Below are 26,882 nucleotides of genomic sequence, written 5' to 3'. Positions count from 1 at the left end.
GTCATTTTTAGAGAGTATGCGTTAGAATATTTGCATACCGTATATCAAAAAACTTTTGAGCGAAGGAGCTTGATATGAGCGCACAGGGTAATGGTGCTTACGCAGAGTTTGTAAGCATGTCAAAGCCTCATATGAATTCGGAACATGTTATTGCCGGTGATAAATGGCGCATTGGAGTGATTACAAATTCTCTGTTGCGATTTGAGTGGTCAGATAGCGGAGTTTTCGAGGATAACGCTACTCAGGTAGTTGTTAATCGTGACTTTAGCGATGATGTGACTGTCAACGTATCTGAGCGTGACGGTTTGCTCATCATTGATACGGGTGAACTTTATGTGACGTATGATAAGAAGCCTTTTAGCAAGGAAGGTCTCTCCGTTGTCGTCAAGCACTTGACCACATCGCAGTTTAATACATGGCACTATGGCGACGATGCGCCGGGCAATTTGCGCGGTACATATCGTACATTGGATACGATTGACGGCCGCTGCGAGCTTGAAGAGGGCGTACTCTCCATCGATGGCTGGGCAATTTTGGACGATTCAAAGTCAAATGTCGTAGCGTACGAAGGTGCTTCTCCAAAAGCTGCGTTTGGCGAAGAAAATATCAATGCTGGCGGTTGGCGTGTGTCCTCTCGTGATCACAAAGAGACAGATTTCTACTTCTTCGGTTATGCGCATAACTACAAGGAAGCGATGAAGGACTTCTATAAGCTCACTGGTCCTCAGCCGCTGCTGCCTCGCTGGGCTCTGGGCAACTGGTGGAGCCGCTACTACGCATATACTCAGGATGAGTACTTGAAGCTTCATGATCGCTTCAAGAAGGAAGGTATCCCATTCACGACGGCTGTGATTGATATGGATTGGCATATCACGGATATCGACCCTAAGTATGGTTATGGTTGGACTGGATACACGTGGAATGAAGATTTGTATCCAGACCATGTCAAGCTTCTTGCGGACCTCAAGGATCGCGGCCTTAAGACTACTCTCAACATCCATCCTCGCGATGGCGTACGTGGTTATGAGAAACCATACAAGAAGATTGCCGAAAAGGTTGGTATCGATCCTGCAACTGATGAGACTGTTGAATTTGATTTGACCAATCCACAGTTCATGGACGGCTATTTTGATATGCACCATGACTTGGAAGATGAAGGCGTGAACTTCTGGTGGATTGATTGGCAGCAGGGTGGCGTCACTCGCCAGCCTGGGCTTGACCCACTGTGGATGCTTAACCACGTGCACTACATCGACTCTGCGCGTGATGGTAAGTGGCCGTTGACCTTCTCGCGCTATGCAGGTCCTGGTTCTCACCGCTATCCAGTAGGGTTCTCTGGTGATTCTATAGTTTCGTGGGAGTCTTTGCGTTTCCAGCCAGAATTTACCGCTACGGCATCAAATATTGGCTTTGGTTGGTGGAGCCACGATATCGGCGGTCACATGATGGGTTATCGCGATGATGAATTGGAAGCTCGTTGGTATCAGTATGGTACATTCGCTCCAATTAATCGTTTACACTCCTCGAACTCTGCCTTTACTTCAAAGGAACCGTGGAATTTCCGTCCTGAAGTTCGTCGGGCAATGGTCGATACGTTACAGCTTCGTCATCGCTTGATTCCATACGTATATACGATGAATTATCGTGCTCACAATGACGGCGAGCCTATTATCGAGCCGATGTACTGGAGTGAGCCTGACAATGTGGACGCTTATTCAAATAAGACTGAATTCTGGTTTGGTACGCAGCTTGTTATGGCACCTATTACATCGCCATCAGACAAGAACGTAGCAAAGGCAAAAGCAGATGTATGGCTTCCAGAGGGCGAATGGTTTGACTTCTTTAGCGGGCGTCGTTATCTCGCTCAGAAGAATGGTCGCAAGTTTGAAGCGTGGCGTGCTCTTGACAAGCAACCGGTGTTCGCTCCCGCTGGCGCGCTCGTTCCACTTGCTCAGCTTGAGGAAGGAGACAGAATCAACTCCGTTGCAAATCCTTCTGCTTTTGAAGTTATCGTTTTCCCAGGCAGTAGCGAGAAAGGCGAGTTCACTCTCATTGAAGATGATGGCTTGTTTAACGATGCTCGTAAGGGCAAGACTGCTCGTACGAAGCTGACATGGGATGGGCAGCGATTTACTGTTGCGGGTGTAGATGGTGATGTGACTGCTGTACCTGCTCAGCGTACATGGACACTCACTGTGCGTGGCGTAGATAACCTTGGTGAAAGTGCCGTAAAGGGTGCACACGTAGTGTCATACTCTTACGATGAGGAGACTATGAGCGCTTCATATGAGTTTGAAGCCGTGTCTTCTACAGAGGGTTTGAAGACTGAGTTTGCAAGCATTGTAAAGCCTGCGGCAAACCCTGTTGCTGAAGATACTCGTAAGATGCTTCTTGATACGCAGATTGCTTACAACATGAAGGAAGCTATCTACACCGTTGCCAAGAGTGGCGATGTGCGTGAAATTGCCTCGATTGGTGCTCAAAAGTTTGACTACGAGTATGGTCTTCACGGACATACCCCGGAGCATATGGTAACTGAGCGTATTCCTTCAGAAGTGGTATCTGCTTTTGAAGAGATCATGTTCCGCTCATAAGTGAGCTTTGAGTGTCTGAACTGATGAGCTAACAGAAGGGCGGTTTGTGGACTGATTGCGGTCTACGAACCGCCTTTGCTGTATGGTAGGGATAAAATCAGAAAATCGAGTTTATCAGAGGAGAATTATATGGCTATCGAAGAAGTAGCAACATCTGGCGCGCCTGAAGCTCTTGGTGCCTACAGCCAAGGTGTAAAGGCAAATGGTTTCGTATTTGTATCTGGTCAGCTCGGCATTGATCCTGAGACTGGTGAACTTGCAGGCGCGGGTGCGGGTATTCAAACTCAGCGTGCTATGCAAAACATTGAAAATATCTTGCAAGCTGCTGGTACATCCATGAAAAACGTGGTTCGTGCGACGATTTACATGAAGGATGCAAATGACTTTGCTGAGGTCAATGCTGAGTACGCAAAATTCTTTGATGGCGATGTGCAACCTGCTCGTGTAGCATTCGGCTCCAATGTCATACCTAAGCCAGGCGCTGTGGTGGAAATTGATGCTATCGCTGTAGCGAATGAATAGGTAAATAGTTTTGACGAGAAGAGCACCCTGCCGAAGTGCTAGAAGGCATTTTGGCAGGGTGTTGTTTAGTTAGTTATTCCATGGTCATGGAGAGTTAATGAGTCTACGAGGAGAAACCACATGCTTTTGCTACTACCGGCACTTATTCTGGGTGTATTTCTACTCGTTGCGAGAGTGCTTCTACTCATTGCGAAGTTCATACCAGAATCCTGGGTTGATGTTGGGTTTCTTGCGGGATTATATATCTTGTTAGGTTATGTCGTCTTCGGTGCTCCAGCTATCTTTATATGGCTTATTACCGCGACATCGTACGATAACGGTAGAGTTACGGGAATAATAATTTTCATCGGAGCAGTTTTGATTTTTGTATTCCTGCCTTTTGCCATAAAGAAGATTCAGTTGGCAATCAAGAAGCGCTCACATAAAGGTGTTTAAGATTTCTATGAGTTTCGTCGTCACGTGTTTTCGTGTATGCCGTCGCCATTAAACTAAGATTCCATGAGTCCAGAAGCACTTGCACAGTTAATTTTTGATATCGCCACCGGTTTAGTAGAGTCCGGAAAAGCAGGCGATTTAACCATTGATCAGATTCCGGCAGTAGAAAAGCTCGCTGTTATGCGACCAAAAGACCGTGCGCACGGAGACTGGTCGACAAACATTGCGATGCAGCTCGCTAAGAAAGCAGGTATGGCACCTCGCGATTTTGCTTCGCTTTTTGCTGCTGAGCTTGAAAAGGCAGACGGCATTGCTAGCGTAGATATTGCAGGGCCGGGATTTATCAACATTGTGCTTGATTCAGCGTCCGCTGCGGCCATTGTTGATACGGTCCTCGAGCAGGGGACGACGTTTGGTACAAATGAGCATCTTGCAGGGCAGACTCTTAATCTTGAGTTTGTATCAGCAAATCCTACTGGGCCTATCCATATCGGTGGTACGCGCTGGGCAGCAGTGGGTGATTCGATGGCTCGCGTGCTTGAAGCAAATGGCTCTAAAGTCGTTCGTGAGTATTATTTCAACGATCATGGCACTCAGATTGACCGTTTTGCAAAATCACTCGTCGCGGCAGTACACGGCGAAGCAACTCCTGAAGATGGATATAAAGGTGCATATATTAATGACATTGCCACTCGAGTGGTGGAGCAGGGCAAGGCTGAAGGCGTAGATGTGCTGTCTCTCCCACGCGTGAAGGGCGATGATGGTGCTGAAGGAGACTCTCAGCAGCGTGAGGAATTCCGCAAGCGCGCAGTCCCTATGATGTTTGATGAAATCAAACAATCTATGAAGGATTTCCGTGTAGATTTCGACGTGTATTTCCATGAGAATTCTGTTTACGAATCTGGCGAAGTAGATCGCGCGATTGCTGAGCTTCGCGAGCAGGGCGATATCTTTGAAAAGGATGGCGCTGTCTGGTTTAAGTCTACAAAATATGGCGATGATAAAGATCGGGTCATCATTAAATCCGATGGCAATGCTGCATATATTGCGGGAGATATCGCATACTATCTTAATAAGCGTCGTCGTAAGCATAACCCTGCTGATGTGGCAATTTACATGCTTGGTGCAGATCATCACGGTTACATCGGTCGCATGATGGCTGTGTGTGCAGCATTCGGTGATGAGCCAGGCAAGAATATGCAAATTCTCATCGGTCAGCTCGTCAACGTTATGAAGAACGGCGAGGCTGTCAAGATGAGTAAGCGTGCTGGAAACGTTATCACCATTGACGATCTTGTTGATGCTGTAGGAGTGGATGCGGCGCGGTATTCCCTTGTGAGAACTTCGTACAATCAGAACCTCGATATTGATCTTGGTTTACTCGCTTCTCACACGAATGAGAACCCCGTCTACTACGTCCAGTACGCATATGCACGTTCTAAGAATGTAGACCGTAACGCAGCTGTAGCTGGCATTTCTTTCGAAGGTGCTGACTTGGGGTTGCTGGATACCGCGGTGGATTCTGAACTTCTCGCTCAGCTTGCACTCTACCCAGCAGTTGTGACTGCTGCGGGTGATTTGCGTGAACCTCACCGTATAGCACATTATGTCGAAGATCTTGCCGGCAAGTACCATAAATGGTATGCGTCAGAGCGCGTCGTGCCGATGAAATTGACAGGCGCAGAAGAAGCTCGCGATGATGCCGATGAGATACGTCTCGCAAAGAATCCTGAGCCTGCTCGTGCAGCGGCACGTTTGAAGCTCAATGACGCGGCGCAGCAAATTCTTGCAAACGCTTTAGCTCTTTTGGGAGTCTCAGCTCCGGAGAAGATGTAATTTTACTTTCTTAGGAATGTGAGATAAAGGCGTTGGCTCATCGGTCGGCGCCTTTATCATTGAAGAAGATTACAGGAATTCTGTAGTACAGTACTACGGCGTAGCTCAGAGGAGTTTCCTCGGAAATGGAGCATAGTATGGCAACTCCAGATATCACTCGAATTTGGCCAAGTGGCGTTTCGCTTGACAAGCATACTGGTGCTATGAATGACCGCGGTGAGACCTTTGAAAAGCTCGCTGCATTATATGGTACGCCTCTGTATGTCATGGACGTGCGCGATGTGGCAGATCGCGCTCGCTATTTCGTGCAGACTGTCCGAGATGCTTTCAGTAACGTGACTACACACGTGAGCTTTGCTGGCAAAGCGTTCCTATCGAAAGAGATCGCTCGTATCGTGACTGAGCAAGGTATGTATGTGGATACATGTTCATTGGGGGAAATGAAGATTGCTCTTGCCGCTGGAGTTCTAGGACGCCGTTTGGTACTCCATGGAAATAATAAGTCTGATGAGGAAATTCGTTTAGCTATTGAGCATGATTTTGACAAGATTGTACTTGATGAGCCTCATGAAGCTGACCGTGTGGCTGCAATTGCTCATGAATTGGGTAAGCGCGCTCGCGTCATGCTGCGTGTCACTGTGGGGGTTCATGCTGGGGGTCATGAGTACATTTCGACCGCGCATGAGGACCAGAAGTTTGGCATCGCTTTGCTTCCTCCTGATCATGGCGAGATTGAAGATGTCCAGTCTGCACAATTCTTTGATCAGGTAGCTCATGGTCCTGCTGTAGCTGCTATGCATGAAATACTTGAGCATAGCGAAGACCTTGAATTTGTGGGGATTCACTCGCATATAGGCTCTCAAATCCATGATGCTGATGCTTTTATCGCTGCGGCAGAGCGTGTGATGGTACTGCGTCGTGCATTTTACGCGACAGATGGATTTGTTGCCCCTGAAATTGATTTAGGTGGTGGATATTCCGTAGCGTACGTCGAAGGTGACGCGTCTATGGATATAGCTGATACCATGCAGCGCATTGCGCAGACTATGAAGGACGACTCTGCGAGGGCAGGACTTCCTCTCCCCGTCATCAGTTTTGAGCCAGGTCGATGGATTGTAGCTCCTGCTGGGTATACCTTATATCACGTAGGGACGGTTAAGACTGTGCACCTTGACGGGGGCAAAAGACGCGTGTATGTCAGCATCGACGGTGGTATGAGTGATAATATCCGTCCAGCTCTCTATGGGGCAGCCTATACTGCCACCCTTGCTAATCGGTCTAGTAGTGCTGAAACAGTACTCGCGCGAGTAGTCGGCTCTCACTGCGAGTCTGGCGATATTGTGGCTCGTGACGTGCAGCTTCCCGCTGATATCAGGCGCGGAGATTTGCTTGCTGTCCCTGTCACAGGCGCATATGGGCGTACCATGGCGAGCAATTACAATCAGTTTCTTCGTCCTGCAGTTGCAGCGGTAGATGATAATGGTTCGCATGTCATGATACGACGTGAAACGGTTGATGACTTACTACAACTTGACGTGAGCGAATAAGTTTGTTGGGGAGGGGCGAATCACCACCTTCAGAATGCAGACACGATACCTATTCTATTTCGTGTCTGCATTCTTGCTCGTGCTATCGGTCGCTGAACTTCGTGTATAAGTTACTCTTACTTTGTGCTTTGAAGGTACTACTTTTAGAGTGAAGAGATGCTACGAAACTCAATTTAGTTGAAGTGTACGAAAGCACGGTCTATTTTTAGCTTTCTCTATGGTTTTGTGGGGTTGTACCCGCGTGCTTCTTTTAATAATATGAGGTATGAAGGAGGAGTAATGAAGGGTTTTCGTGGGTCTTGGTGGTTTTGGTTTTTTGTTGTTTGTGCTGGGATTGTTGTTGTGATAGCTCTTGTTTTTGGAGGTAAGTTTTTTATGCAGAAGTCGGAGAAGGATGCTGTGTATGAGGTGGTGCATAGTGGGAAGGTGGCGAAGCTTATTGAGTCTGATTTGCGTAGGCTTGATCCGAATGCTTTGACGAATAAGAGTGATATTAAAAGTTATGTGATTGATGATTCGCAGAGTGCGATTAATCCGATGGGTGGTATTGACATCACGATTTATATCAATGGCGATAAAAATTTGGACGTTGACTATCTCATTGATAATCCTCAACACGACGGTAATTATGAGCTAGGGTATCAGGGGTATCCACCGCAGATTTACAATAAGTATCCTAACGCACTAGGAGACGGGAACTAAGAATTTGACTCAAGTGCGGAGTTAATGCATGAGTCATGTAGTTATGACACCGACTGTTGAGCTATTATACAGAACTTGGATATTTCACTTGGTGCTTGGTAATTTAAATCGTTTGAGCATATTATTAGTTGGATAAGCGGAATATTACTTAAGAGATGAGTTGTGACTTTTTCTCGTGCCCTGTGTGCGGAGGTGGAGTGGTGAAGGGTTTTCGTGGGTCTTGGTGGTTTTGGTTTTTTGTTGTTTGTGCTGGGATTGTTGTTGTGATAGCTCTTGTTTTTGGAGGTAAGTTTTTTATGCAGAAGTCGGAGAAGGATGCTGTGTATGAGGTGGTGCATAGTGGGAAGGTGGCGAAGCTTATTGAGTCTGATTTGCGTAGGCTTGATCCGAATGCTTTGACGAATAAGAGTGATATTAAAAGTTATGTGATTGATGATTCGCAGAGTGCGATTAATCCGATGGGTGGTATTGACATCACTTTGTACATCAATGATGATAAGAGCCTGAGATTTGATTATCTTATTGCTAATCCTCAACACGACGGTAATTATGAGCTAGGATATCGCGGGTATTCTCCAGAAGTTGTTAAGAAGTACCCCAATGCGTCGGGAAATTAGGGGAGGTAGATAGTAATGAATGAATGGACTGATAAGCAGCGAAAACGAGCTGCGGAGATGGAGTATAAAGAGCTCAGACTTGGCAAGGGTTATAAGGTAGATAGCCACAAGTTAGGTACTGTAGTCGAAGTACATAGCCATACGAAAGATTCGACGGGGTTAGACGCGTATGTCTTGGATAATTCAGATAGTCAAGGCAAGCATCATTATACGATTCTTTATCAGGGGTCGAGCCAACGGGAAACTGACTGGATACAGGCGGATGCTGGTCAGGTCGTGCATGATTTTCATTTGGATGACGTGGCGAATGCTCTTAATAGATCTACAGCATCACAATCATACGATGTGAAGGGCATGCAAGGGGCTTATGACGTACATGCGCCGGCGATTAGCGATCAAGCAAAAGCAGCTTCCAAGTTATTGAATAAATATCTTGCTGATCCTAACGCAGACGTTACTGTATATGGTCATTCATTAGGCTCGATGAATGGCCAGTATGCTGTGGCGAATGCTAGTGACCCTAATCGTGTTGTTAGCGCATATCTGTATGAGGGACCAAATATTTATAATGACCTTTCGCAAACGCAGAAAAAGCAAGCTGATATGCTTACAATGCGTGGTGTCGTTCACAATTATGTCGATGAGAAAGATGTAGTTCCGTACGGATATAAGAGCGGGAAAGCAGCAGCTGTAGGGGAAGTACATATCATCGATAGCATATGGGCGAAGACTGATAATCCTAAAGATTGGATTGCTAACCAGCATATGTGGGGTGGCTATCAGTTCGATAAGAACGGAAAGCTCAAAGTGCAAGCAGGTCCTTCCGCTGTTCAGACAACCAACATTGCTGAGCGTTCCCTCCAAGCTCTTGCACAGCATAAGTGTGAATACTCTCACGGTGGTTTCACTGACGCTGAGAAGTTGCAGCTAGATGAAGAACTTGCCACTATTTTAAGTAAGAGTTACGCGCGGGTGGGTGAGACTGCCGTGGATGGCATAGCACAGACCGACAGCACAGTTAAGACTGAACTCGAAAAGTTGAAAGTGGCGACAACGCAAGTCCCGTGGTTCGCACAAGGTACTCTGTCGAGCAGCGAAGTATCGGAGTTATACAGTGAGGGCAAAGTTGGCTCTTCTGATATTGCTGACACACTGACCGTATTAAGTGGATACAAAACTACGTTAGAAAAGCTCAATACTCGACTGAATACGTTGAGTACAGATATTGATAACTTCATCGTTCAGGTCAATAGCGAAGATATGACTCTGGCGCAAGCCGCGGAAAAGCTTCATGATGAATAATAGGAAAATAGAGGAGCTTGAGGAAGCTTACGATCAAGCGCGAACGGTTATTAAACGTAAGCGAGAGGAAGCTGAGTGGCAGTATCGGGAACTGCGTATGTTTTTCGAAACTGTCACACGTGATGCTATAGATGAATATACGCATACACATGAGAACCCTGACCCAGAAATTATACGGGGTGGCGAACGAATATTTACACAATATAGTCAAGCAAGTGACAGATCGTATAAGAAGTTTATGGCAAAACTTGATGACGATGAAGAGCGGATCAACGCCGAGTATAGAAGGTCTCTAGAGAGAGCAGAGGAGGAGTAGCAGATGGATGACGTAAATTATGATAAGACTTATGCCTATATCGATCGTTCGCCTTCTCCATCTCAAGCTGGTACAAGCGTTGATGTTGTAGGTCTGTTAGGAAAAGCGTGGGATGGTCTTACTGGTGCGACTCAGGCTGTGAAGAAAGAGTTTGTGAAGAGCATGGTGCGGAACTTTAATGTGCAAAGCGCTCAAGTAACTCTTGCGAATGAGAAGATGGAATATGAGCTTGCAGTCCAAACTCAAGCGCAACTTGCAAGCGAAACTTTGACAAAACTTGAATCCGATGCTCGAGATGCGATATTTGGCACTTTCAGTACTGCAGCGCAGGATAAAGCAAAGGAAATTCGCAAAGAATATGACAAACTCAGAGATTCTGCTCAGGCGCAAGCACATACAGCTCTCATAATTGTTGAGTGATAGTGAATACGCAACTGTGTGATACAACGTCGTGTGTGGCGCTTATCCTTTAACAGTTGCATGAAAATGGTTTCAAATACAACGCACATTAAAACTTAAATCCGCAGCGCACATACCTTTCATCATTTCTGGTGTGCAGTTGCGAGCTAAATTGCGCAGCATTGCAGTGATTTGGTAGACAAATGGCAAGAAATTTTGAGAGAAAGTTTAGGTTCATGATGCCACGAACGTCACTTCGTCGTATTGTATCGACAACTCTTGCAGGCATATCTGCATTCGCGCTTACAGTAAGTCTCGCAGCTTGTGGAGGTTCCTCTTCATCTGCTTCAAAAAATTCGGCTGACGGAAAATTAAAAAACGTTTCCTTTATGCTCAGCTGGGCACCTGATACAAACCATATCGGTGCGTATGTAGCAATTGCGAAGGGTTATTTCAAACAAGAAGGACTTAACGTCAGCATTCTCGCTACATCGCAGGCGGGAGCCGAGCAGGCAGTTTCTACAGGCGCTGCAAATTTTGCGTTGTCAAATACCTTCAATGTAGGTGTAGCAAATATCAAGGATGCAAAGCTCAAGCTTATCGCTCAAATTCAGCAGCGCACATCAGCGATTTGGTGCTCTCTTGCTTCAAATACGTCAATTAAGTCGCCAAAAGATTTCGACGGCAAGACTTTTGCTACTTTTGGTGCGAATGAATCTGATGCTGTCATTAAGCGTATGGTTCAGACCGACGGTGGTAAAGGTAAGTTTGATAAAGTCACTGTAGGCACGAGCACGTTCCAGACGCTGAATTCAAAAAAGGCTGACTTTGGTGGATTTTACTCCACATGGGAAGGCGTGCAAGCTCAAATGTATGGTCCGAAGCTCAACTGCTGGAGTGAACCTGACTACGGCGTCCCAGGAAATGCAGACGAAATCGGTGTGATTACTTCAGAAAATGAGATTTCTCACGACAAGAAAACGGTGAAAGGTTTCACTCGAGCTATTCAAAAAGGATATACATACGCTTATATGCATCCTGATGAAGCGGCTTCCATACTGGTTAAGCAGGCGAAAGATGCAAACCTTAACCTTGCATTTGTCAAGCGCTCTATGAAAGTCATTACTGAGGGAAACTACTGGGGATCACGTGAGGATGTAAAGTCAGGGAAGTTCACGATAGGGACTCCAGACCCTGAAAGCGCGCAAAAATATTTTGACTTCGTTGCCGACGCTGGAGCGTATACGGATGCAAATAATCAGAAGGTCACAAAGGCGCCTGTCGCCACCGAACAAATTGATGATGAGTTCCTTTCTCAGGGAAGTCGCATCATGAAAGATATACAGTAAATACGAGGATAGAACATGACTCAGCGCATCATTATGGATTGTGACACAGGAATCGATGATACTCTCGCACTCTTGTATCTTTTTGGCTCAGATGACATAGATATGCTTGGTGTCGTGGGCACCTTTGGCAATGTCACAGAGAAGCAAGCAACTCGCAATAATCGAGCTTTGCTTGATGCTGCAGGGTGTGCGCATATTCCTGCATTCCGCGGTATTTCCAAGCCATCTTTTGATTTGACTGACGGAGACTATGAAGTAGATGAGGGATGTGAGCGCTTCCATGGCAAGAATGGGTGGGGTGGTGCGCATCTTAGCATTCCGAAGAGTGTGGCGCATGGAGACATACGTCCTCACGGTGTTGATTTTGAAGCGCAAGCGGTTCACGAATATGGCACGGAGCTTACTGTTATCGCTACTGGTCCGCTGACGAATATCGATGCGATGCTAAGCCGTCATCCACATCTTGCTCCGAAACTCAAACTTGTCATCATGGGTGGAGCTTTAACGCAGCCGGGGAACTGTTATAACCTTATCTCGGAGACCAATATGGTCAACGACCCTGAAGCTGCAAATCGTGTATTCCACTCTGGTGCGGATATCACTGTCGTAGGCATCGACGTCACGCATAAGAGTCTGATGCAACGTGCTCATATGAAGGAATTTGCTGTGAGAGGTGGTAAAGCAGGACGTTTTGTGGCAGATGCTATGCGCTATTACATCAATGCGAACGAGCAAGCGGATTCTGTCTTTCTTAAAGGTTCACCACTTCATGACCCGCTTGCTGTCGCAGTGGCGCTGGACCCTACGCTGGTGCAATGTTTCCCTATCAATCTTATGGTGGATTTAGAAGGTCCGCAGCGCGGGCGTACTGTGGGTGATCCTCAGCTCATTAATGAACCAGCTGAACATGTGCGCATGGCGTTAGATGTGGATGCGCAGCGTTTTGTAGGTGAGTGGGAGGCGAGAACTTTCAAGGCGTTTAACCGTATGAATGCAATACTTGGTGCTGTATAGACTGCAGTATTTCTCAGATTTCTCAGATTCTAAGTAGTTCTCAAAAGTTGAGCCATCTTCACTCAACTTTTGGGAATTTTTGCTGTAATGGACTGTTGTATATATCAGAAACACGAAAACCGAGCTGTGCTGAACGTGCGATGTACAGCTCTCAAGAAAGACAAGTGGAGGTCTGATATGGAACAGAAATTCACCACTATGGCTCAAGAAGCTCTGTCGAGCGCTGTGCAGAGTGCATCGGCTGCGGGAAATCCGCAGGTCGAGACGTTGCACCTCGTAGTTGCCATGCTGACACAAGAGCAAGGTGTGGTGCGCGGATTGCTAGAGACGGCTGGAGCGGATGCAGGAACAATAGGCGCAAGTGTGCGTCAAGCTCTTGTCGCCCTTCCTCGAGTATCTGGTGCTTCAGCTACTCAAGCAAGTGCATCTCGATCTGTAGAGGCAGCACTTGTTGATGCTCAAAAAGTAATGAAGGACATGGGAGATGAGTACATCTCCACGGAGCACCTTCTCATTGCGATTGCTCAAGGAAATTCTGAAGCAGCGAATATTCTCAAAAAGTATGGTGCAAGTGCACAGGCTTTGAAGAAGGCTGTGCCTGAGGTACGAGGTGGAGCAAAAGTGACATCTCCAGATGCTGAAGGCTCATACAAGGCGTTGGAAAAGTACTCTACAGATTTGACCGCTCGCGCTCGCGAAGGCAAACTTGATCCAGTCATCGGTCGAGATAAGGAAATTCGCCGAGTTATCCAAATTTTGAGCCGTCGTACGAAGAACAATCCAGTCCTTATCGGCGAGCCTGGTGTCGGTAAAACCGCTGTCGTCGAAGGCTTGGCACAGCGAGTCGTCGCAGGCGATGTGCCAACGACACTGCAAAATAAGCGTGTTGTCACCCTAGATATGGCGTCTATGGTGGCAGGTTCTAAGTACCGCGGAGAATTTGAGGAACGGTTGAAGGCCGTCCTCGATGAGATTAAGCGCTCTGATGGTAATATCATTACCTTTATCGATGAGATTCATACCATTGTCGGCGCGGGTGCTACGGAAGGCTCTATGGATGCAGGTAACATGCTCAAGCCTATGCTAGCCCGCGGCGAACTTCGCTTGGTTGGCGCAACGACGTTGGACGAGTATCGCGAAAACATTGAGAAGGACCCTGCTCTAGAACGTCGTTTCCAGCAGGTATTCGTCGGTGAGCCGAGCGTAGAGGATACTGTAGCAATCCTTCGTGGTCTAAAGGAGCGTTATGAGGCGCATCATAAGGTAACTATTGGCGATGACGCGCTTGTAGCGGCGGCTACACTATCACATCGTTACATTTCCGGTCGTCAGCTTCCTGATAAGGCTATTGATTTAGTTGATGAGGCAGCAGCACATCTGCGTATGGAACTCGACTCATCTCCTGAGGAAATTGATGAGCTGACACGTCGAGTGACTCGCTTGGAGATGGAAGAGATGCAGCTCAAGAAGTCTGAAGATGTGGCTTCGAAGGAGCGTCTTGAGAAACTTCAAGCTGAATTAGCGGATACTCGTGAAAAGCTCGCGGCACTCAATGCTCGTTGGGAAGCTGAAAAGAGCGGACATAACAAGGTCGGTGATTTGCGGGTTAAGCTTGACTCTTTGCGCGTAGAGGCTGATAAGGCAACGCGTGAGGGAGACTTGGAAAAAGCATCTCGCATCCTCTACGGTGAGATTCCTGCTATTCAAAAGGAGCTTGCTGAGGCTGAAAAGCATGATGAGGAAAATGGTGCAGCTGATAGTTCTGAGACTAATGACCACGAGCCAATGGTTCCAGATCACGTTGATGCAGATTCCATCGCATCCATCGTATCTGACTGGACTGGCATTCCTGTAGGGCGATTGATGCAGGGCGAAAATGAGAAGCTTCTTCATATGGAAGAGGAGCTTGGTAAGCGTGTCATTGGTCAGAAGGAAGCTGTGAAAGCCGTATCTGATGCTGTTCGCCGCTCCCGTGCAGGTATCTCCGATCCAAACCGTCCAACTGCTAGCTTTATGTTCCTTGGGCCGACTGGTGTGGGTAAGACTGAACTTGCTAAGTCACTGGCAGACTTCCTCTTCGACGATGAGCGTGCGGTAGTGCGCATCGATATGAGTGAGTATATGGAGAAGGCATCCGTGTCGCGTCTCATCGGTGCTGCGCCTGGCTATATCGGATATGAAGAGGGCGGTCAGCTCACTGAGGCTGTACGGCGTCGTCCATACTCCGTTGTGCTCTTCGATGAGGTGGAGAAGGCTCACCCTGAGGTCTTTGACATCCTTCTCCAAGTGCTCGATGATGGACGCTTGACCGACGGGCAAGGTCGCACGGTAGACTTCAAGAACACTATCTTGATTATGACGTCCAACCTTGGCTCCCAGTTCCTTGTGTCTGGTGAGCTTGAAGGTGAAGCGCGCAAGAGTGCTGTCATGGAAGCTGTCCATGCACACTTTAAGCCTGAATTTATCAACCGTTTAGATGATTTGATTGTCTTTGAGCCACTTACCCGCGATGAGCTTGCAAACATCGTTGATATCCAAGTCAATGCTGTGGCATCTCGATTGACTGACCGTCGTATCGTGCTTGACGTGACGAAGTCCGCTCGTGAATGGCTAGCGGATATGGGCTATGATCCAGCTTATGGTGCGCGTCCATTGCGCCGCTTGGTACAAAGCGAAGTGGGTGATCAGCTTGCGCGTATGCTCTTGTCCGGTAAGGTTCATGATGGCGATACCGTACTTGTGGACCAAACCGGTGGCGAGCATTTAGAGCTGTCCAGCTGGGCTAGTGATGATTTGAAGTTTGAGGATAATGCTGAAGGTAGTGCTGACGGTGGCACTAGTGCTCAGGAGGCATAGGAATGATATCTGATCTTGATTGCTAAGGGTAGTTTCATATTGAACTGCTCCGTGGTTGCCGGACTATAAATAATAGTTTCCATCTAATCACGGAGCAGTTTAATACGTGATAGCTTTATAGATATTTGTGGAGGGCTTGTCTTTTAGGATCTCTTTAGAATGAGACATATCTCAAGGAAAGACTGTGGCGATTACAGTATGGGCATCAGAATGCGTATGCAGTAGCTATCGTCATACTAGGCTGGCTATTGCTATCATCTATAGGGATATGAGGAAAATGATAAAAGGGTGAATTAATCTGCATATTGTTAGCGTGATAAGTATTAATTAACTTAGCGTAGGCAATTTCAGTGCCTATTTCATAATCATGCGTCACATCAATAGAGATAAGATTGTTAAGTTCGAAGTAGCTAGAGAATATCGTACCGGGAATATCAAGATAGGTTTCTTCAGTGATAAAGAAAAACTCTGTGTCAACTATTTCATCTTGAGGTACATTATTGAAGCTATAGAAGCTCCCTATAATAGTTGCCGAATATTTTCGGGCACGTATAACACAGTCTTCCAGTTTTTTAGAAAATTGTGAATAATGAAATTTTAGATGAAATCGAAGAACATTTTCTGCTTCGAAATGCTCACTGACATAGACTCCAGGTTCTGTTATTAATTTCATGAGAAATCTCTCGCTGCTGTTGCTGTATAAATATCCACAAAAAGCTTATTGTCTATGTGTCTGATAACATGCCATAACGAGGTATCTTTCAACGGGTAGCGTGAAGAAGTGTCATCAAACTTATCATAAATAGTATCGACAATCGATGGATCAACTCGATTAAGAGGTACATTTCTGAGAAGAATATCTTCCAATTCTATGTTTGAAGACTGATTAAGAGAGTTTCTTGCGTGTGCATCGATACATGAATACCCAATTCTTACTAAATAGTGATGTTGAAATATATTAGCAAGAGTGCACTCATAGACGATTGGACCATCTGGACAGATGAAGTTTAGATTTTCTTGCATTAGTAAGCGCCCATAATCAAAACTAATTTGGCATAGTTCACGACCGCTATGGGCCTCGTCGAAACAAACTGTCGTGCCGAAGAAATGAGGTATAGAGAGGTTTTGTGTGGAAGATGTACTAGGCATTTATTGTCTTTCTATTTGCTAGAGCATGGAGCAGACCAAAGATGCTATCGACCACCATAATAGTGAGAGTCGCTGAGAATAACGGAGAGATACAAGTGAGTAAAACTCTACCTATGGCACCGTGGAACAATATGATTGCGATAAATACTATTGGAAGTAGTAGCCAGAAGCAGCGAGTTTGCATATTGAGTTTCCTATATTTCTTTTTATACTTGACATTGTGATGGAGATATGGAAAGGAAAAGAAAACTCCAAATACAATAGAGATAGTAAGCTGGAATGCAAGGAATAATATGCTTTTCCATGAGTAGAGAGTCTGTACATAAGTAAGGGTTTGCTGCTGAAAGATGACACCGTCGATTGCTACCTCAAAATTGAAGATAGTTGAAATGCTATTAAGTATAGCTAATGTAAAAAAGATAACCTTAGAAAGATGATTTTTTCTCCACAGCGGGGTAGCTATGATACTCATGATGCTAGTAAAGTCAAAGAAGAGAAGGGCATACTTAAAAAATCCTATAGTATCACCTGGCTGATAAAGCGCTCCTACAAGAGGAATTATGCTAAGAATGAGATTAATGATAGGAATGACAGGCCAAGTATCTTCTGTAGGAAGGGCAAGAAGAGGATGAGTAAAACGTTTTATACTTCGTGTCATAATTTTCACTAACTATTATTCTCGGAAAAGGAAACTTGTGATATGGTGCACACCATCTTTTGCTATATCTGTCACAGATTTATCTACTCCAGGAACTTGCAGAGTGGATAATACGCCTAAAGCTCCGCCAGCTGCGGCGCCGACTACTGTTCCTACAGGTGGAACGATTAAGGAGCCCACAGAAGCGCCAACGTATGCTGCACTTGCACCCACCGCCATATCAACGCCAACGTCTCCCGCAGTATTTGCAATTTTATGTGCTGCTGAAAATGTAGTATTTCCACCAGCAAAATTGTCATAGATATCACTGCCGATTGTTATGGCAGTTCCAGCTATCCCTAAACTTTTACTCGCCTTGGTAAGTTTAGAAACCCCCTCCCAACATCTGAAATCAGAAATAATATTCAAGCTATCTGTGAAGGCTTCTTTCCCGGCATTGTGCATTGCTTTAATGTTAAACTTCCCTTTACCAGTGAATGCGAAGGAAGCTTTTGCGATGTCGTATCCTGTTTTTTCTTTTAATTTTTTTCCAGTCTTAAAATACTTATTACTCTTGAAATCGTAAAGAGGTTTACCATCTGCATACACGCGAAGGCGCTTACGTGTATCAGTAGCGTAGGCAAGGGATTTTTCTATCTTGAAAATATCAATACCTTCATTATGTAAATACTTTAATGCAGATTGTTCATTTCTTGTATCGTCAAAGAATCCAACAACTGCCGATGCAATAGCTTCTCCAGAAAAGAGTTGGGTAGAATATTGACTCAAGCCAGCCATTGCTGAACTTATTGCGTTATTTATTGCATTCTCTTCTGACGCGTGATCGCATTCGAGTGTTTGTGCCTGTCGACGATAGTCATTGAGACTATGTTGAGCCTCCTCTATCATATTGTCGTAATTAAGCGTAAAACTCTTTGTAATCTCATCCTGGTTGTTGTATGTCTCGATAGATAGAACTTTGTATCGACTAATACTTTGAGATATTTGTAAGGCTTTGTCGTAGATATTGCTCATATTCTCTTGATCGCATTCTACTGTTTCAGCCCATTTATAAAGAAGTGAACTTATGTTTTCGGCTGAGTTATACAACGTAGCAATGTGAGTTTTTAAATTCGTTTTAAGGGTCAAGATTGTGGATACAAAAGCACCCGCAAGGTTACTAGTATTTATCGAGGTAATAGTTGATGCTGAATTATTGATAGAGGCTGCATAGTTCGAATACTGCATGGCGACTGAGCGTATATCTTCAGAACTTCCTGGAATTGGGTTATCTTTAACACCGAGTAAAGCCTAGTCTGCATGTGGCAAGTATGGCATAAATCTACCTTGTAGTACTACTGATGCTGTGAGACATATCGTTGTCTAACTGTGAACTTAAACTGCCAACCTGTTCTATAAAACCAACACCGGCTGAAAGCGCCCCATCTAAGACTGTCTCAGCGTTCATAAAAGTAGCCCCCACCTGCTCAATAGTATTAGTGAAAGCAGGAGAACCAACCTCACTTATATGCGGGAGATTAAAAATTATTGTTTGTTCTTTAATCGATTTAAGAGTATCGGCTATAGCACTTAAAGTAGCTTCTGAGATTTTTAGTTTGTCTATCTTAGTGCCTCCTCATACTTTCCCTTGCACTCTTTAGTATAGGTTACAAAGCAGACCTAAAATTTATCACATATCGATTCAAAAAGTTGCTTGTGTACAGGTGCCCAATAGGTGGTGTGAGAGGTATTAATGACAATTTTCCGTCGCTTCGCTTTATAGTAAGATTATGAAAAATATAAGTATTTCTGCAAATCCTATGGAAGTTCCTAGTCGGTTCTTGCATACATACAACATTGATGTGGCACTTGATAACGGGAAAAAGAATGTTTACACCATCGCTACGCGAAATGTAGTGAAGTGTCTTGAAGATCTTCCGCGTGAGACGGGTGATGCTGTAGCTGTCATAGTGCGGTCAGTGGGTGACGATCAGATGCTTGTAATTCGCCAGTATCGTCCTGCAGTAAATGGCTATATTTGGGAATTTCCCGCCGGCCTAATTGATCCTGATGATACGTCCTTTGAGGCCGCAGCGTTGCGTGAACTTAAGGAAGAGACTGGATATGATGCGGTGAGCGTAGACGAAATTATCCCTCCGACCTATACCTCTGCAGGTTTTAGCAATGAATCCGTGGCATTCGTATACGTCACAGCAGATCCTTTGCAAGAAGATGCTCAGCAGCAGCTCGAGGAGACCGAGGATATTACAATTCGTTGGGTGAATCGTAAAGAAGCAGCTGCTTTGATTCGTGGTGAAGAAGGCGTGCTCGATCAGCGCTGTGCATTGGCATTGAGAGAGTTCGTAAGGGAGAAGTAGTGGAAGTTACCCTCAAGCGCATTCCTGAAACCGACTATGTACGACTCTGGAAGATAGGCTTGCTCGAAAGCAAATATGCCTTGGACGTATGGAAATGGTCCATTCTACAACGATTACTATGCCTATACGTTTGATACGTTTCTGAAAAAGTTCTCTTTCTTTAAAAATTCTTTGAATCCTGGAATTTATGTGGATGATGTTCTCGTAGGAATTATCTTCTCCACACCTCATGATGATTCTTTCCACACAGTTGAATTGGGCATCATCATCTACGATGATTCATACTGGCATCAAGGTGTGGGTTATGCCGCTATGAGTCAATGGATGGCACAACTTCGTATAAAGCATCCTAAAATTGTGAGAATTACGGCAACTTCATGGAGCGGTGGTTTTCGAATGCTTGCTCTTGCAAAGAAATTAGGAATGCAGGAGATATCTCGTGAGGTTGGGGTTTTTGAATGGGAAGGTGAGTGTTACGATTCTATAACTATGGGTAAAGATGTGCGGGAGACTGAATAATGATTCTTCGAGAACCGACAGTTGCTGATAAAGCTGCTATTGAACAGATGGTTGCTGATTTCGAACAAGAGAATTCCGCTCATGATGGCGGAATGTGGGAATCGGGAAAGTTTAACTTTGAGCAGTGGCTTGCAATGTGTGAGCAAAGTCGTATGAACCCGCCTGAGGGATTTGTGCCTGCAGTTGAATTTGTGAGTTTCAAAGATGGTAAAGCTATAGGCGTACTTAATGTGCGTTTAAAACTGAATGAACATTTGCTGAACTATGGTGGGCATATTGGGTACGGAATTCGTCCATCTGAACGTCGAAAAGGATATGCAAAGGAACAACTTGCGCTCGGTCTAGAGAGTGCCGTGAGCTTGGTTTGAACCATGTACTTATCACATGTGATGAATCGAATGAGGAAAGTCGCCGCACGATTCTTTCCCAAGGTGGCGTGCTTGAAGATGTTCGCAACCATCATGAGCGGTACTGGATAGAGCTGTAAAATCTCTCAGCAATTAAATAGCTAGGACTAGAATTGATAATAAGTTCTAGTCCTAGCTAATCTCTAAAAAGTCAGCTTACTTCGCGTACTGAGCAGGATTCGACTTGAAAGTTTCTAAGCAATGCTCGGAGCAGAAGTGATATGCCTTGTCGCCGTATGCAAATGGATTCTGGTCTTGAGTAACGCTCATACCGCATACAGGGTCAGTAAGAACGTGTTCTAATCCATCTTCAATATCTGTGTGTGCGGACTTCTTCTTCAAAAATTCAAACATGAGTTCTCCTTGTTGTGAGTGGGTACTGTCATCAATGATAACTTGTGGGTTTGTGGATGTAGATGATGAGTCAAAGGTGACGCGCGACTGTGTGATGTCAACCGCGCGCAGTCGGCTTGCATTCGTGATGAGTGACACAGAACTTAGTGACATCGCAAGTCCTGCAATCATTGGGCTAAGAAGCCACCCAGTGAGCGGGTAGAGCAAACCGGATGCGATGATAATTCCGATGATGTTATATCCGAATGCAAATCCCAAGTTTTGATGGATATTGCGCATGGTTACACGGCTTAGACGAATCATGCGTGCTACGCCGTTGAGCTCACCGGTCATGAGAGTAACGTCGGCAGACTTCATAGCAATGTCGGTACCGGTCCCCATAGCAAAACCGAGATCCGCCTGCGCGAGAGCTGGGGCATCGTTGATACCATCACCCACCATAGCGACAAGGTGTTTGGAAGCTGCTGAAGATACTTGGCTCTGGATATGAGAAATCCAAAAAGCTTTGCCGTCTGGCTTGACTTCACTGATGACGGTGTCAATCCCCGCTTCGCGTGCCACGCGTTCAGCGGTCTCAGCCTTATCGCCAGAAAGCATAATGGTACGAATTCCCAGAGCTTTAAGCTCAGCAATTGCCGCTGGAGAAGATGACTTGATAGGGTCACTTGCATAAGAGATTGTGCCATCAGAAGCATCGCGTACTTCTGCTTTGCCTTCTGTGATGGTTCCTGTCTTATCGAAGACAACGGTCTTAATATGTCGCGCGTTTTCCAGAGCTTGAGCTGAGGAAATGAGTATGCCGTTCTTGGCTCCAACTCCTATGCCTGCGGTCACTGACAGCGGTGTGGCAAGTCCAAGCGCACAAGGGCACGCGATGATAAGTACGGTCACTGCAGTAGTGAGCGCATACGTCAGCTGTGGCTGTGGGCCGAAGCTTAGCCATAGTGTGAAGGTCCACAGGGCGATAGTGAAGACGACAGGTACGAAAATTTTTGCAATTCTATCAGCAAGAGCCTGCACGGGTGCTTTACTCGCCTGAGCGGATGAGACAAGCTGCACGATTTGAGAGAGGACGGTGTCGGAACCTGTATGGGTTACTCGTAGCACGAGCGGAGCGTCCAGCGCCATGGTGCCGCCCGTTACGAAGTCCCCTAAAGTTCGTTCTACAGGTTTAGATTCTCCGGTAATCATAGATTCGTCGACATGTGCTATGCCAGCTACAATTTTACCGTCGTTAGGAATGGTGTCTCCGCCAGGGACTTTGACTAAATCATCAGTTTTGATGTCAGCAATAGATATGCTACGTCCTACTTGTGGAAGTTTCCAGGATTCGTTACGTAGTTCTTCTTCAGTGATGACGAGAGCGGCGTCTGGGCGAAGTTTCATGAGTGCTTGGATAGCATCTCCTGTACCCGCACGTGCGCGGGACTCGAGTAGAGAGCCCATGACGACGAGAGTGAGTACTACACCCACCGAGTCGAAATAAGCATGACGTGCGTTGAGGGGGAGCGCCTGCGGAATCACAGTCACAACCCAGCTAAAGAGATACGCCGCCGTTGTGCCCATAGTGACGAGGGCATTCATCTCAGGGTTTCGGTGGATTATGGCATTCCAACCAATGCGGTGGATATCCCACCCTGTATAGAACATTACGGGAGTGACGAGGATTGCTTGAAGCCATGGGGAAGTGAGCCATGTTGGGAGGTTTTGTCCCCAAAACATTGATGCCATACTTAAAACGAAGACAGGAATTGTGAAAATCATTCCGATGAGGAATTTCTTCTTAAGCAATGCAATTTCTGCATCTCGTTCACGCGTGCTATTGCTATCCGCTGCATTGGCTGAATTGGTGGCGCGTTCTGCCAGCAGATTATGTTCGAGATTGCGCTCGTGCTCGCTTACGCTTGCAAGATTGTCAGATTGAGTTTCACCGCTCACGCGCAGCATGCCGTGTATCATATTCATACCACATGCGAATGGATAGTCTCCCGCCTTTAAAGGAGGAAGAGTAACTGCCGTGGTGCGGTTCCCGGGAAGCGTGGCATCAATGCCGAGATCAGAGAAGACGACATGCGATGTGCACTCTCCAGTTTCTTTTCGATCAAAATGAATAGTTAATGGCTTACCGGCCTCAGCTTGGATAAGAGCTGGCGAGTAACCCCCATTGACTTCGACGTCAATGTGCTGTGTATGTCCTGTAACAGTTGTTTTTCCGCCTTTTTGCGGGGCAAAGAAAAACCAAAGGAGCGCGGCAGTGATGAGAGCTGCAACTATGATATAAAGAACAGCCACGACTTTGTCCTTACTACTTCCATGTTTCTTATGTGCTAACGCTAGTACTAACGGTCTAGTTGTGTGTTGTATTCCATGGATTTCAAATTGTGAGCTGTTAGTGAAAGGTTTCTATACGTTCTTTTGCGCGTCGCGTTACACAGCGATATCTTTCTATGCTGACTGCTAGAATCGAACACATGTTCGAAACAATTCTTGCTCTCGTCATTGGCATCGTAGTTGGTGGTGCTCTCGGCTTTCTCTATGCGCAGCAGAAGCATAAGAGTATGTCGGGTAGCTCAATAGATATGCTGCACATGCAGCAGCAGATTGAAGAACTTACCGCCGCTCGAACTGATTTGACTGCTCAGCTTGAGGAAGGTCGCAGCGCGCTCGCATCGGAACGAGAAGCGAACGCAAAACTGGAGGGGCAGCTTCAAGGAGTTAACGAGCAACTACTCTTTGCTCAAGACCAGCTTCAACTCGCCCAGCAAGCTGAGAAAGAACGCATATCTCATGAGAAGGCAATGACTGCTCAGCGTGAGGAAGCTAAGCGTCGTGAGCAAGCAGATTCAATGGCTCAGGAGTCCAAGATTTTGAAGGCGCTTAGCCCTGTTCAAAAGAACTTAGATATGCTTCAGCAAAAAGTTGCGGACATTGAAGAAAATCGTAAGAAAGAGATGGGTAAGCTCGACGAGCAGCTTCAAGGACTGGGCAGCGCGCAGCAAAAACTCGATCGAGAGACGACAAACCTTGCGATGGTACTCCGTGATAATAAAGTTCGCGGTGCATGGGGCGAAGCACAGCTCAAGAATATTGTTGAATCAGCTGGCCTGCGTGAGCATGTCGACTTCGAGACTCAATATTACGTAGAGAATGAAGATGGGCGACAGCAGCGTCCTGATATGGTTGTCATGCTTCCTGACGGAAAATATATCCCGATTGATGCAAAAGTACCGTACTCCGACTATCAACGTGCCTGTGAGATTCCTGATACTGCTTCTGAAGATCAGCTCAAGATTCGTGACGAACATTTACGCGCTCATGCGAAGGCATTGCGTGCACACGTGGATACGTTAGGTAAACGCGAGTACTGGAAGAATAACGGCGACCGTGTGGCTCCTGATTTTGTCATTGCTTTTATCCCCAATGAGTCTTTACTTCAAGCTGCACTTGATGTCGATCCGACGATTTTAGATTACGCCTTTAACAAACAAGTCGCTTTGACTTCTCCTGTAACTTTATGGTCGGTCCTCAAATCAGTTACATTTGCATGGCAGCAGCAGACACTCAGTGAGGATGCGCAGCAGCTTTTCGACTTGTCGCGTGAAATGTTTAAGCGGTTGTCAAAGATGAGCGAGCATGCGGCAAAGCTAGGTAAGCATATTGGGTCAACCGTTCAGAGTTATAACGCTTTTGTGGGCTCTTTGCAGTCTCAAGTCACTCCAACTCTTCGCAGACTCAATAAGCTTGAGCCTGGTGCAGATTTCACTCAGCCTGAGCTTCTTGAGGATGAAAAGAAGAGTGATATACGCGAAATCACAGCTCCTGAGCTATCTCCTAATTGGGATGAGGAATAGATATTCAAAAGTAGGAAAGTGCAGAGTAGAACGTACACGCTAAGGTAACAGATATGGCACACGACTTTAAGACAACGGGTTCTGCTGATATTCGAGAGCAAATTGCGAATCTTCCTGAAGACATGCTTGAGCCGAAGCAACGACTGGAAAAGCTACTTCGTAGCGAAGTAGCTGATAAGCAGTTTAACGAGCTAACAGGGGTGACATATCATCACGATGGTGCTGCTCTGGCAGGTCATGCGATGCTTGACGCCCTTGAAACTGCTGGTTTCAGCATTGACGACTTCGATGCGGTAGGTGCACTGACGACAGCAGGTATTCCGCTGGTTACATCTATGATTTCTGCGGCTGCTTCCCGTGGGCAGGAACTTGATGGATTTGTCATGGATTTTGTCTTTCCTAGCGTGAAAGGTCCATCTATAAAAGATAAGCGAGTGATTCTCGTCGATGCATGGCTATCTGAAAAGTCCTTTGTACAAACTTCGTCTGTCGTGACCCTTACTCACGGAAATGAGCTCAATCTCGACTTTGCGGTACTAGAAAATGAGGGTGCTCAAGTCCTTGCGATTGCTTCTCTTATAGGAAGTACAGGACTGGTGGAAGACTATGCAGAGAAGCGTCCAGCGGATATGACCGATTTGGATACTCACTTTGGTGATGAGCTACCGCATAACGGCGATAACGATAAAGAATGTGACCACCGTGATGATGGGGAGGAGCATAGTGGTCATCATCAGTGTACCCATGCAGATGAAGAGGGTCATGTATGTAAATGTGGCGGCCATCATCATACTCAAGAAAGTACCTCGTCGCCGTCTTCTCAGTTTATCAAGCTCATCAATCCTGTGACGGAGAATTCCTCTCAGATTCCGTTCATCCCCGTTTTCTCCGATAAGGACTTGCAGGCATAATGATTCCTCCGAGCGATTTTACGAAACGAGTCATGGCAGCAGGCGATCCTGGCTTACGCGAGATAGGTGTAGGTCCGTGGAATGAGGAGCACCCTAGCGAGCCAAAGCCTACGGACTCCCGATATGATCAACAACTTCTTGATGAGGGTGACCAGCGCAACGTGATGGACCGCTATCGCTACTGGACGGTCGAAGCCATAAAAAAAGACCTTGACGACAAAGGTCGCTATGGTTTTGAAGTTGCCGTTGAAAATTGGACTCATGATTTCAATATTGGCTCTATCGTGCGTACAGCAAATGCCTTTACAGCGAATGCAGTACACATCATCGGACCACGCAAGTGGAACCGTAAAGGTGCGCTCATGACTGAGCTTTACCAGCATGTGTATCACCATGCGAGTATTGAAGAATTCGTGGAAAATATAACCAAGCAAGCAGACGAAGCCGGTACACCTCGCCCTCGCATTATCGCTTTGGACATTGTGCCAGGGGCTGTACCGATTGAGACATACGATTTTCCGGAAAATTGTATCATGATTTTTGGCGCTGAAGGTCCAGGGCTGACGACAAAAGCGCTAGAGCTTGTTGACGACGTCGTATACATATCGCAGACAGGTTCAGTGCGCTCTCTCAATGCGGGTGCTGCGGCAGCTGTGGCGATGCATACGTGGATCATGCAGCATGGGCGTATTGGGTAGGAATTAAAGGACTTGTGGCTGAAAATTAATGAATATCCAGAAGAGATACTATCAATAAATCTTTGAACCTTCACGGTTTTGCAGATAGAATAAAAGTGTCTGTAAACTACAGACAACTTTCACGAGGGTGTGAAGATGAATGGTCAAAGATTGAGAAGGCTATTGCCTATGATTCTCATATGTGCAATCGTTTCGTTGGGTTTGATGGCTCTTACTCCATCTCAGAGTGTATCCGCGTTGGGCGGTAATTGCTCTGCGCGAATGGTCAGTGGCGTAGGCTATACAGTCGCTCGAGGGCGATGCGTAAGTCTGAATAGAGATACTAAAGCCCGTAGCACTCTTGACATAGCCGCTGCTCCTGATACTCATTCTGCATGGTTTACCGACTACAATAAGGACCATGACTCCACGCCATGGGTTAGTGGATATCCAGGTTTTCCACGTGCAGCGAGAATTGATTACGGTGTGAGGTAAAACTTGGCGGCTTGG

General features: G+C 46.1%; 25 protein-coding genes. 21 read left to right on the top strand and 4 right to left on the bottom strand.

Translation table 11 applies throughout. The features are described from left to right. Nucleotides 1–74 precede the first annotated feature (74 nt). The 13 genes from ACFQY8_RS00345 to clpB all read left to right on the top strand — a co-directional run bounded on the left by ACFQY8_RS00345 (nt 75) and on the right by clpB (nt 15,489). The gene (locus ACFQY8_RS00345; RefSeq protein WP_377937524.1) at nt 75–2,594 is read left to right on the top strand and encodes a glycoside hydrolase family 31 protein; all 2,520 of its coding nucleotides are present in this window, start codon (nt 75–77) and stop codon (nt 2,592–2,594) included. A gap of 129 nt (nt 2,595–2,723) precedes the next feature. After that, nucleotides 2,724–3,116 (top strand): Rid family detoxifying hydrolase, encoded by a 393-nt coding sequence (locus ACFQY8_RS00340; protein WP_377937522.1) that lies wholly within the window; start codon nt 2,724–2,726, stop codon nt 3,114–3,116. Nucleotides 3,117–3,236: 120 nt separating this feature from the next. Further along, nucleotides 3,237–3,551, top strand: a complete 315-nt coding sequence (locus ACFQY8_RS00335; RefSeq protein ID WP_377937521.1) for a hypothetical protein — start codon at nt 3,237–3,239, stop codon at nt 3,549–3,551. A 63-nt stretch (nt 3,552–3,614) separates the two neighbouring features. Next, entirely contained in the window at nt 3,615–5,387 is a 1,773-nt protein-coding gene (gene argS / locus ACFQY8_RS00330; RefSeq protein WP_377937519.1) for an arginine--tRNA ligase, read from the top strand. 137 nt (nt 5,388–5,524) lie between these two features. Further along, the gene (gene lysA, locus ACFQY8_RS00325) at nt 5,525–6,934 is read left to right on the top strand and encodes a diaminopimelate decarboxylase (protein ID WP_377937518.1); all 1,410 of its coding nucleotides are present in this window, start codon (nt 5,525–5,527) and stop codon (nt 6,932–6,934) included. A gap of 279 nt (nt 6,935–7,213) precedes the next feature. After that, entirely contained in the window at nt 7,214–7,636 is a 423-nt protein-coding gene (locus ACFQY8_RS00320; RefSeq protein ID WP_377937516.1) for a DUF1310 family protein, read from the top strand. Between the two features lie 200 nt (nt 7,637–7,836). Further along, entirely contained in the window at nt 7,837–8,253 is a 417-nt protein-coding gene (locus ACFQY8_RS00315; protein WP_377937514.1) for a DUF1310 family protein, read from the top strand. A gap of 15 nt (nt 8,254–8,268) precedes the next feature. Then, the gene (locus ACFQY8_RS00310; RefSeq protein ID WP_377937512.1) at nt 8,269–9,555 is read left to right on the top strand and encodes a hypothetical protein; all 1,287 of its coding nucleotides are present in this window, start codon (nt 8,269–8,271) and stop codon (nt 9,553–9,555) included. Then, the gene (locus ACFQY8_RS00305; protein WP_377937510.1) at nt 9,545–9,871 is read left to right on the top strand and encodes a hypothetical protein; all 327 of its coding nucleotides are present in this window, start codon (nt 9,545–9,547) and stop codon (nt 9,869–9,871) included. The genes ACFQY8_RS00310 and ACFQY8_RS00305 overlap by 11 nt, the downstream gene beginning before the upstream one ends. Before the next feature lie 3 nt (nt 9,872–9,874). Then, entirely contained in the window at nt 9,875–10,291 is a 417-nt protein-coding gene (locus tag ACFQY8_RS00300; protein ID WP_377937509.1) for a hypothetical protein, read from the top strand. Nucleotides 10,292–10,509: 218 nt separating this feature from the next. After that, nucleotides 10,510–11,619, top strand: coding sequence for an ABC transporter substrate-binding protein (locus ACFQY8_RS00295; protein WP_377937565.1), 1,110 nt, complete (start codon nt 10,510–10,512; stop codon nt 11,617–11,619). Nucleotides 11,620–11,634: 15 nt separating this feature from the next. Further along, a complete protein-coding gene (locus ACFQY8_RS00290; RefSeq protein ID WP_377937507.1) occupies nt 11,635–12,633 on the top strand; it encodes a nucleoside hydrolase in 999 nt (332 codons plus the stop codon). Between the two features lie 177 nt (nt 12,634–12,810). Then, a complete protein-coding gene (gene clpB / locus ACFQY8_RS00285) occupies nt 12,811–15,489 on the top strand; it encodes an ATP-dependent chaperone ClpB (RefSeq protein WP_377937506.1) in 2,679 nt (892 codons plus the stop codon). Nucleotides 15,490–15,694: 205 nt separating this feature from the next. On the opposite strand, the gene ACFQY8_RS00280 is transcribed toward clpB, so the two are convergent. The 3 genes from ACFQY8_RS00280 to ACFQY8_RS00270 form a co-directional block, all read right to left on the bottom strand. After that, nucleotides 15,695–16,162 carry a DUF5085 family protein gene (locus ACFQY8_RS00280; RefSeq protein WP_377937504.1) on the bottom strand — a complete coding sequence of 156 codons (468 nt, stop codon included), beginning with the start codon at nt 16,160–16,162 and terminating at the stop codon, nt 15,695–15,697. Between the two features lie 468 nt (nt 16,163–16,630). Continuing rightward, on the bottom strand, nt 16,631–17,305 hold the full coding sequence (locus tag ACFQY8_RS00275) for a hypothetical protein (RefSeq protein ID WP_377937503.1): 675 nt from the start codon (nt 17,303–17,305) through the stop codon (nt 16,631–16,633). 6 nt (nt 17,306–17,311) lie between these two features. Then, nucleotides 17,312–18,523 carry a hypothetical protein gene (locus tag ACFQY8_RS00270; RefSeq protein ID WP_377937501.1) on the bottom strand — a complete coding sequence of 404 codons (1,212 nt, stop codon included), beginning with the start codon at nt 18,521–18,523 and terminating at the stop codon, nt 17,312–17,314. Between the two features lie 542 nt (nt 18,524–19,065). Here ACFQY8_RS00270 and ACFQY8_RS00265 point away from each other — a divergent pair. The 4 genes from ACFQY8_RS00265 to ACFQY8_RS00250 all read left to right on the top strand — a co-directional run bounded on the left by ACFQY8_RS00265 (nt 19,066) and on the right by ACFQY8_RS00250 (nt 20,659). After that, complete coding sequence (locus ACFQY8_RS00265; RefSeq protein ID WP_377937499.1) at nt 19,066–19,653, top strand: NUDIX domain-containing protein; 588 nt, start codon at nt 19,066–19,068, stop codon at nt 19,651–19,653. Between the two features lie 75 nt (nt 19,654–19,728). Then, nucleotides 19,729–20,172: a GNAT family N-acetyltransferase gene (locus ACFQY8_RS00260; protein WP_377937497.1), complete on the top strand. Its 444-nt coding sequence runs from the start codon at nt 19,729–19,731 to the stop codon at nt 20,170–20,172. Continuing rightward, complete coding sequence (locus ACFQY8_RS00255; protein WP_377937495.1) at nt 20,172–20,540, top strand: GNAT family N-acetyltransferase; 369 nt, start codon at nt 20,172–20,174, stop codon at nt 20,538–20,540. The genes ACFQY8_RS00260 and ACFQY8_RS00255 overlap by 1 nt, the downstream gene beginning before the upstream one ends. Beyond that, nucleotides 20,537–20,659, top strand: coding sequence for a hypothetical protein (locus ACFQY8_RS00250; protein WP_377937493.1), 123 nt, complete (start codon nt 20,537–20,539; stop codon nt 20,657–20,659). Before ACFQY8_RS00255 ends, ACFQY8_RS00250 begins: the two co-directional genes overlap by 4 nt. A gap of 76 nt (nt 20,660–20,735) precedes the next feature. Here the strand turns inward: ACFQY8_RS00250 and ACFQY8_RS00245 are convergent, their stop codons facing one another. Then, nucleotides 20,736–23,225, bottom strand: a complete 2,490-nt coding sequence (locus ACFQY8_RS00245; protein WP_377937492.1) for an HAD-IC family P-type ATPase — start codon at nt 23,223–23,225, stop codon at nt 20,736–20,738. Nucleotides 23,226–23,404: 179 nt separating this feature from the next. Here ACFQY8_RS00245 and rmuC point away from each other — a divergent pair, with 179 nt between their 5' ends. The 4 genes from rmuC to ACFQY8_RS00225 all read left to right on the top strand — a co-directional run bounded on the left by rmuC (nt 23,405) and on the right by ACFQY8_RS00225 (nt 26,867). Further along, nucleotides 23,405–24,784, top strand: coding sequence for a DNA recombination protein RmuC (gene rmuC / locus ACFQY8_RS00240; protein ID WP_377937490.1), 1,380 nt, complete (start codon nt 23,405–23,407; stop codon nt 24,782–24,784). Nucleotides 24,785–24,837: 53 nt separating this feature from the next. Continuing rightward, nucleotides 24,838–25,695, top strand: coding sequence for a hypothetical protein (locus ACFQY8_RS00235; RefSeq protein ID WP_377937488.1), 858 nt, complete (start codon nt 24,838–24,840; stop codon nt 25,693–25,695). Then, complete coding sequence (locus ACFQY8_RS00230; RefSeq protein ID WP_377937486.1) at nt 25,695–26,393, top strand: TrmH family RNA methyltransferase; 699 nt, start codon at nt 25,695–25,697, stop codon at nt 26,391–26,393. Before ACFQY8_RS00235 ends, ACFQY8_RS00230 begins: the two co-directional genes overlap by 1 nt. Before the next feature lie 168 nt (nt 26,394–26,561). Then, nucleotides 26,562–26,867, top strand: coding sequence for a hypothetical protein (locus ACFQY8_RS00225; RefSeq protein WP_377937484.1), 306 nt, complete (start codon nt 26,562–26,564; stop codon nt 26,865–26,867). Nucleotides 26,868–26,882: the final 15 nt, after the last annotated feature.

This window comes from Alloscardovia venturai, assembly GCF_042676605.1.
Classification (GTDB): domain Bacteria; phylum Actinomycetota; class Actinomycetes; order Actinomycetales; family Bifidobacteriaceae; genus Alloscardovia; species Alloscardovia venturai.
This window is presented reverse-complemented; position numbering and strand designations above follow the sequence as displayed.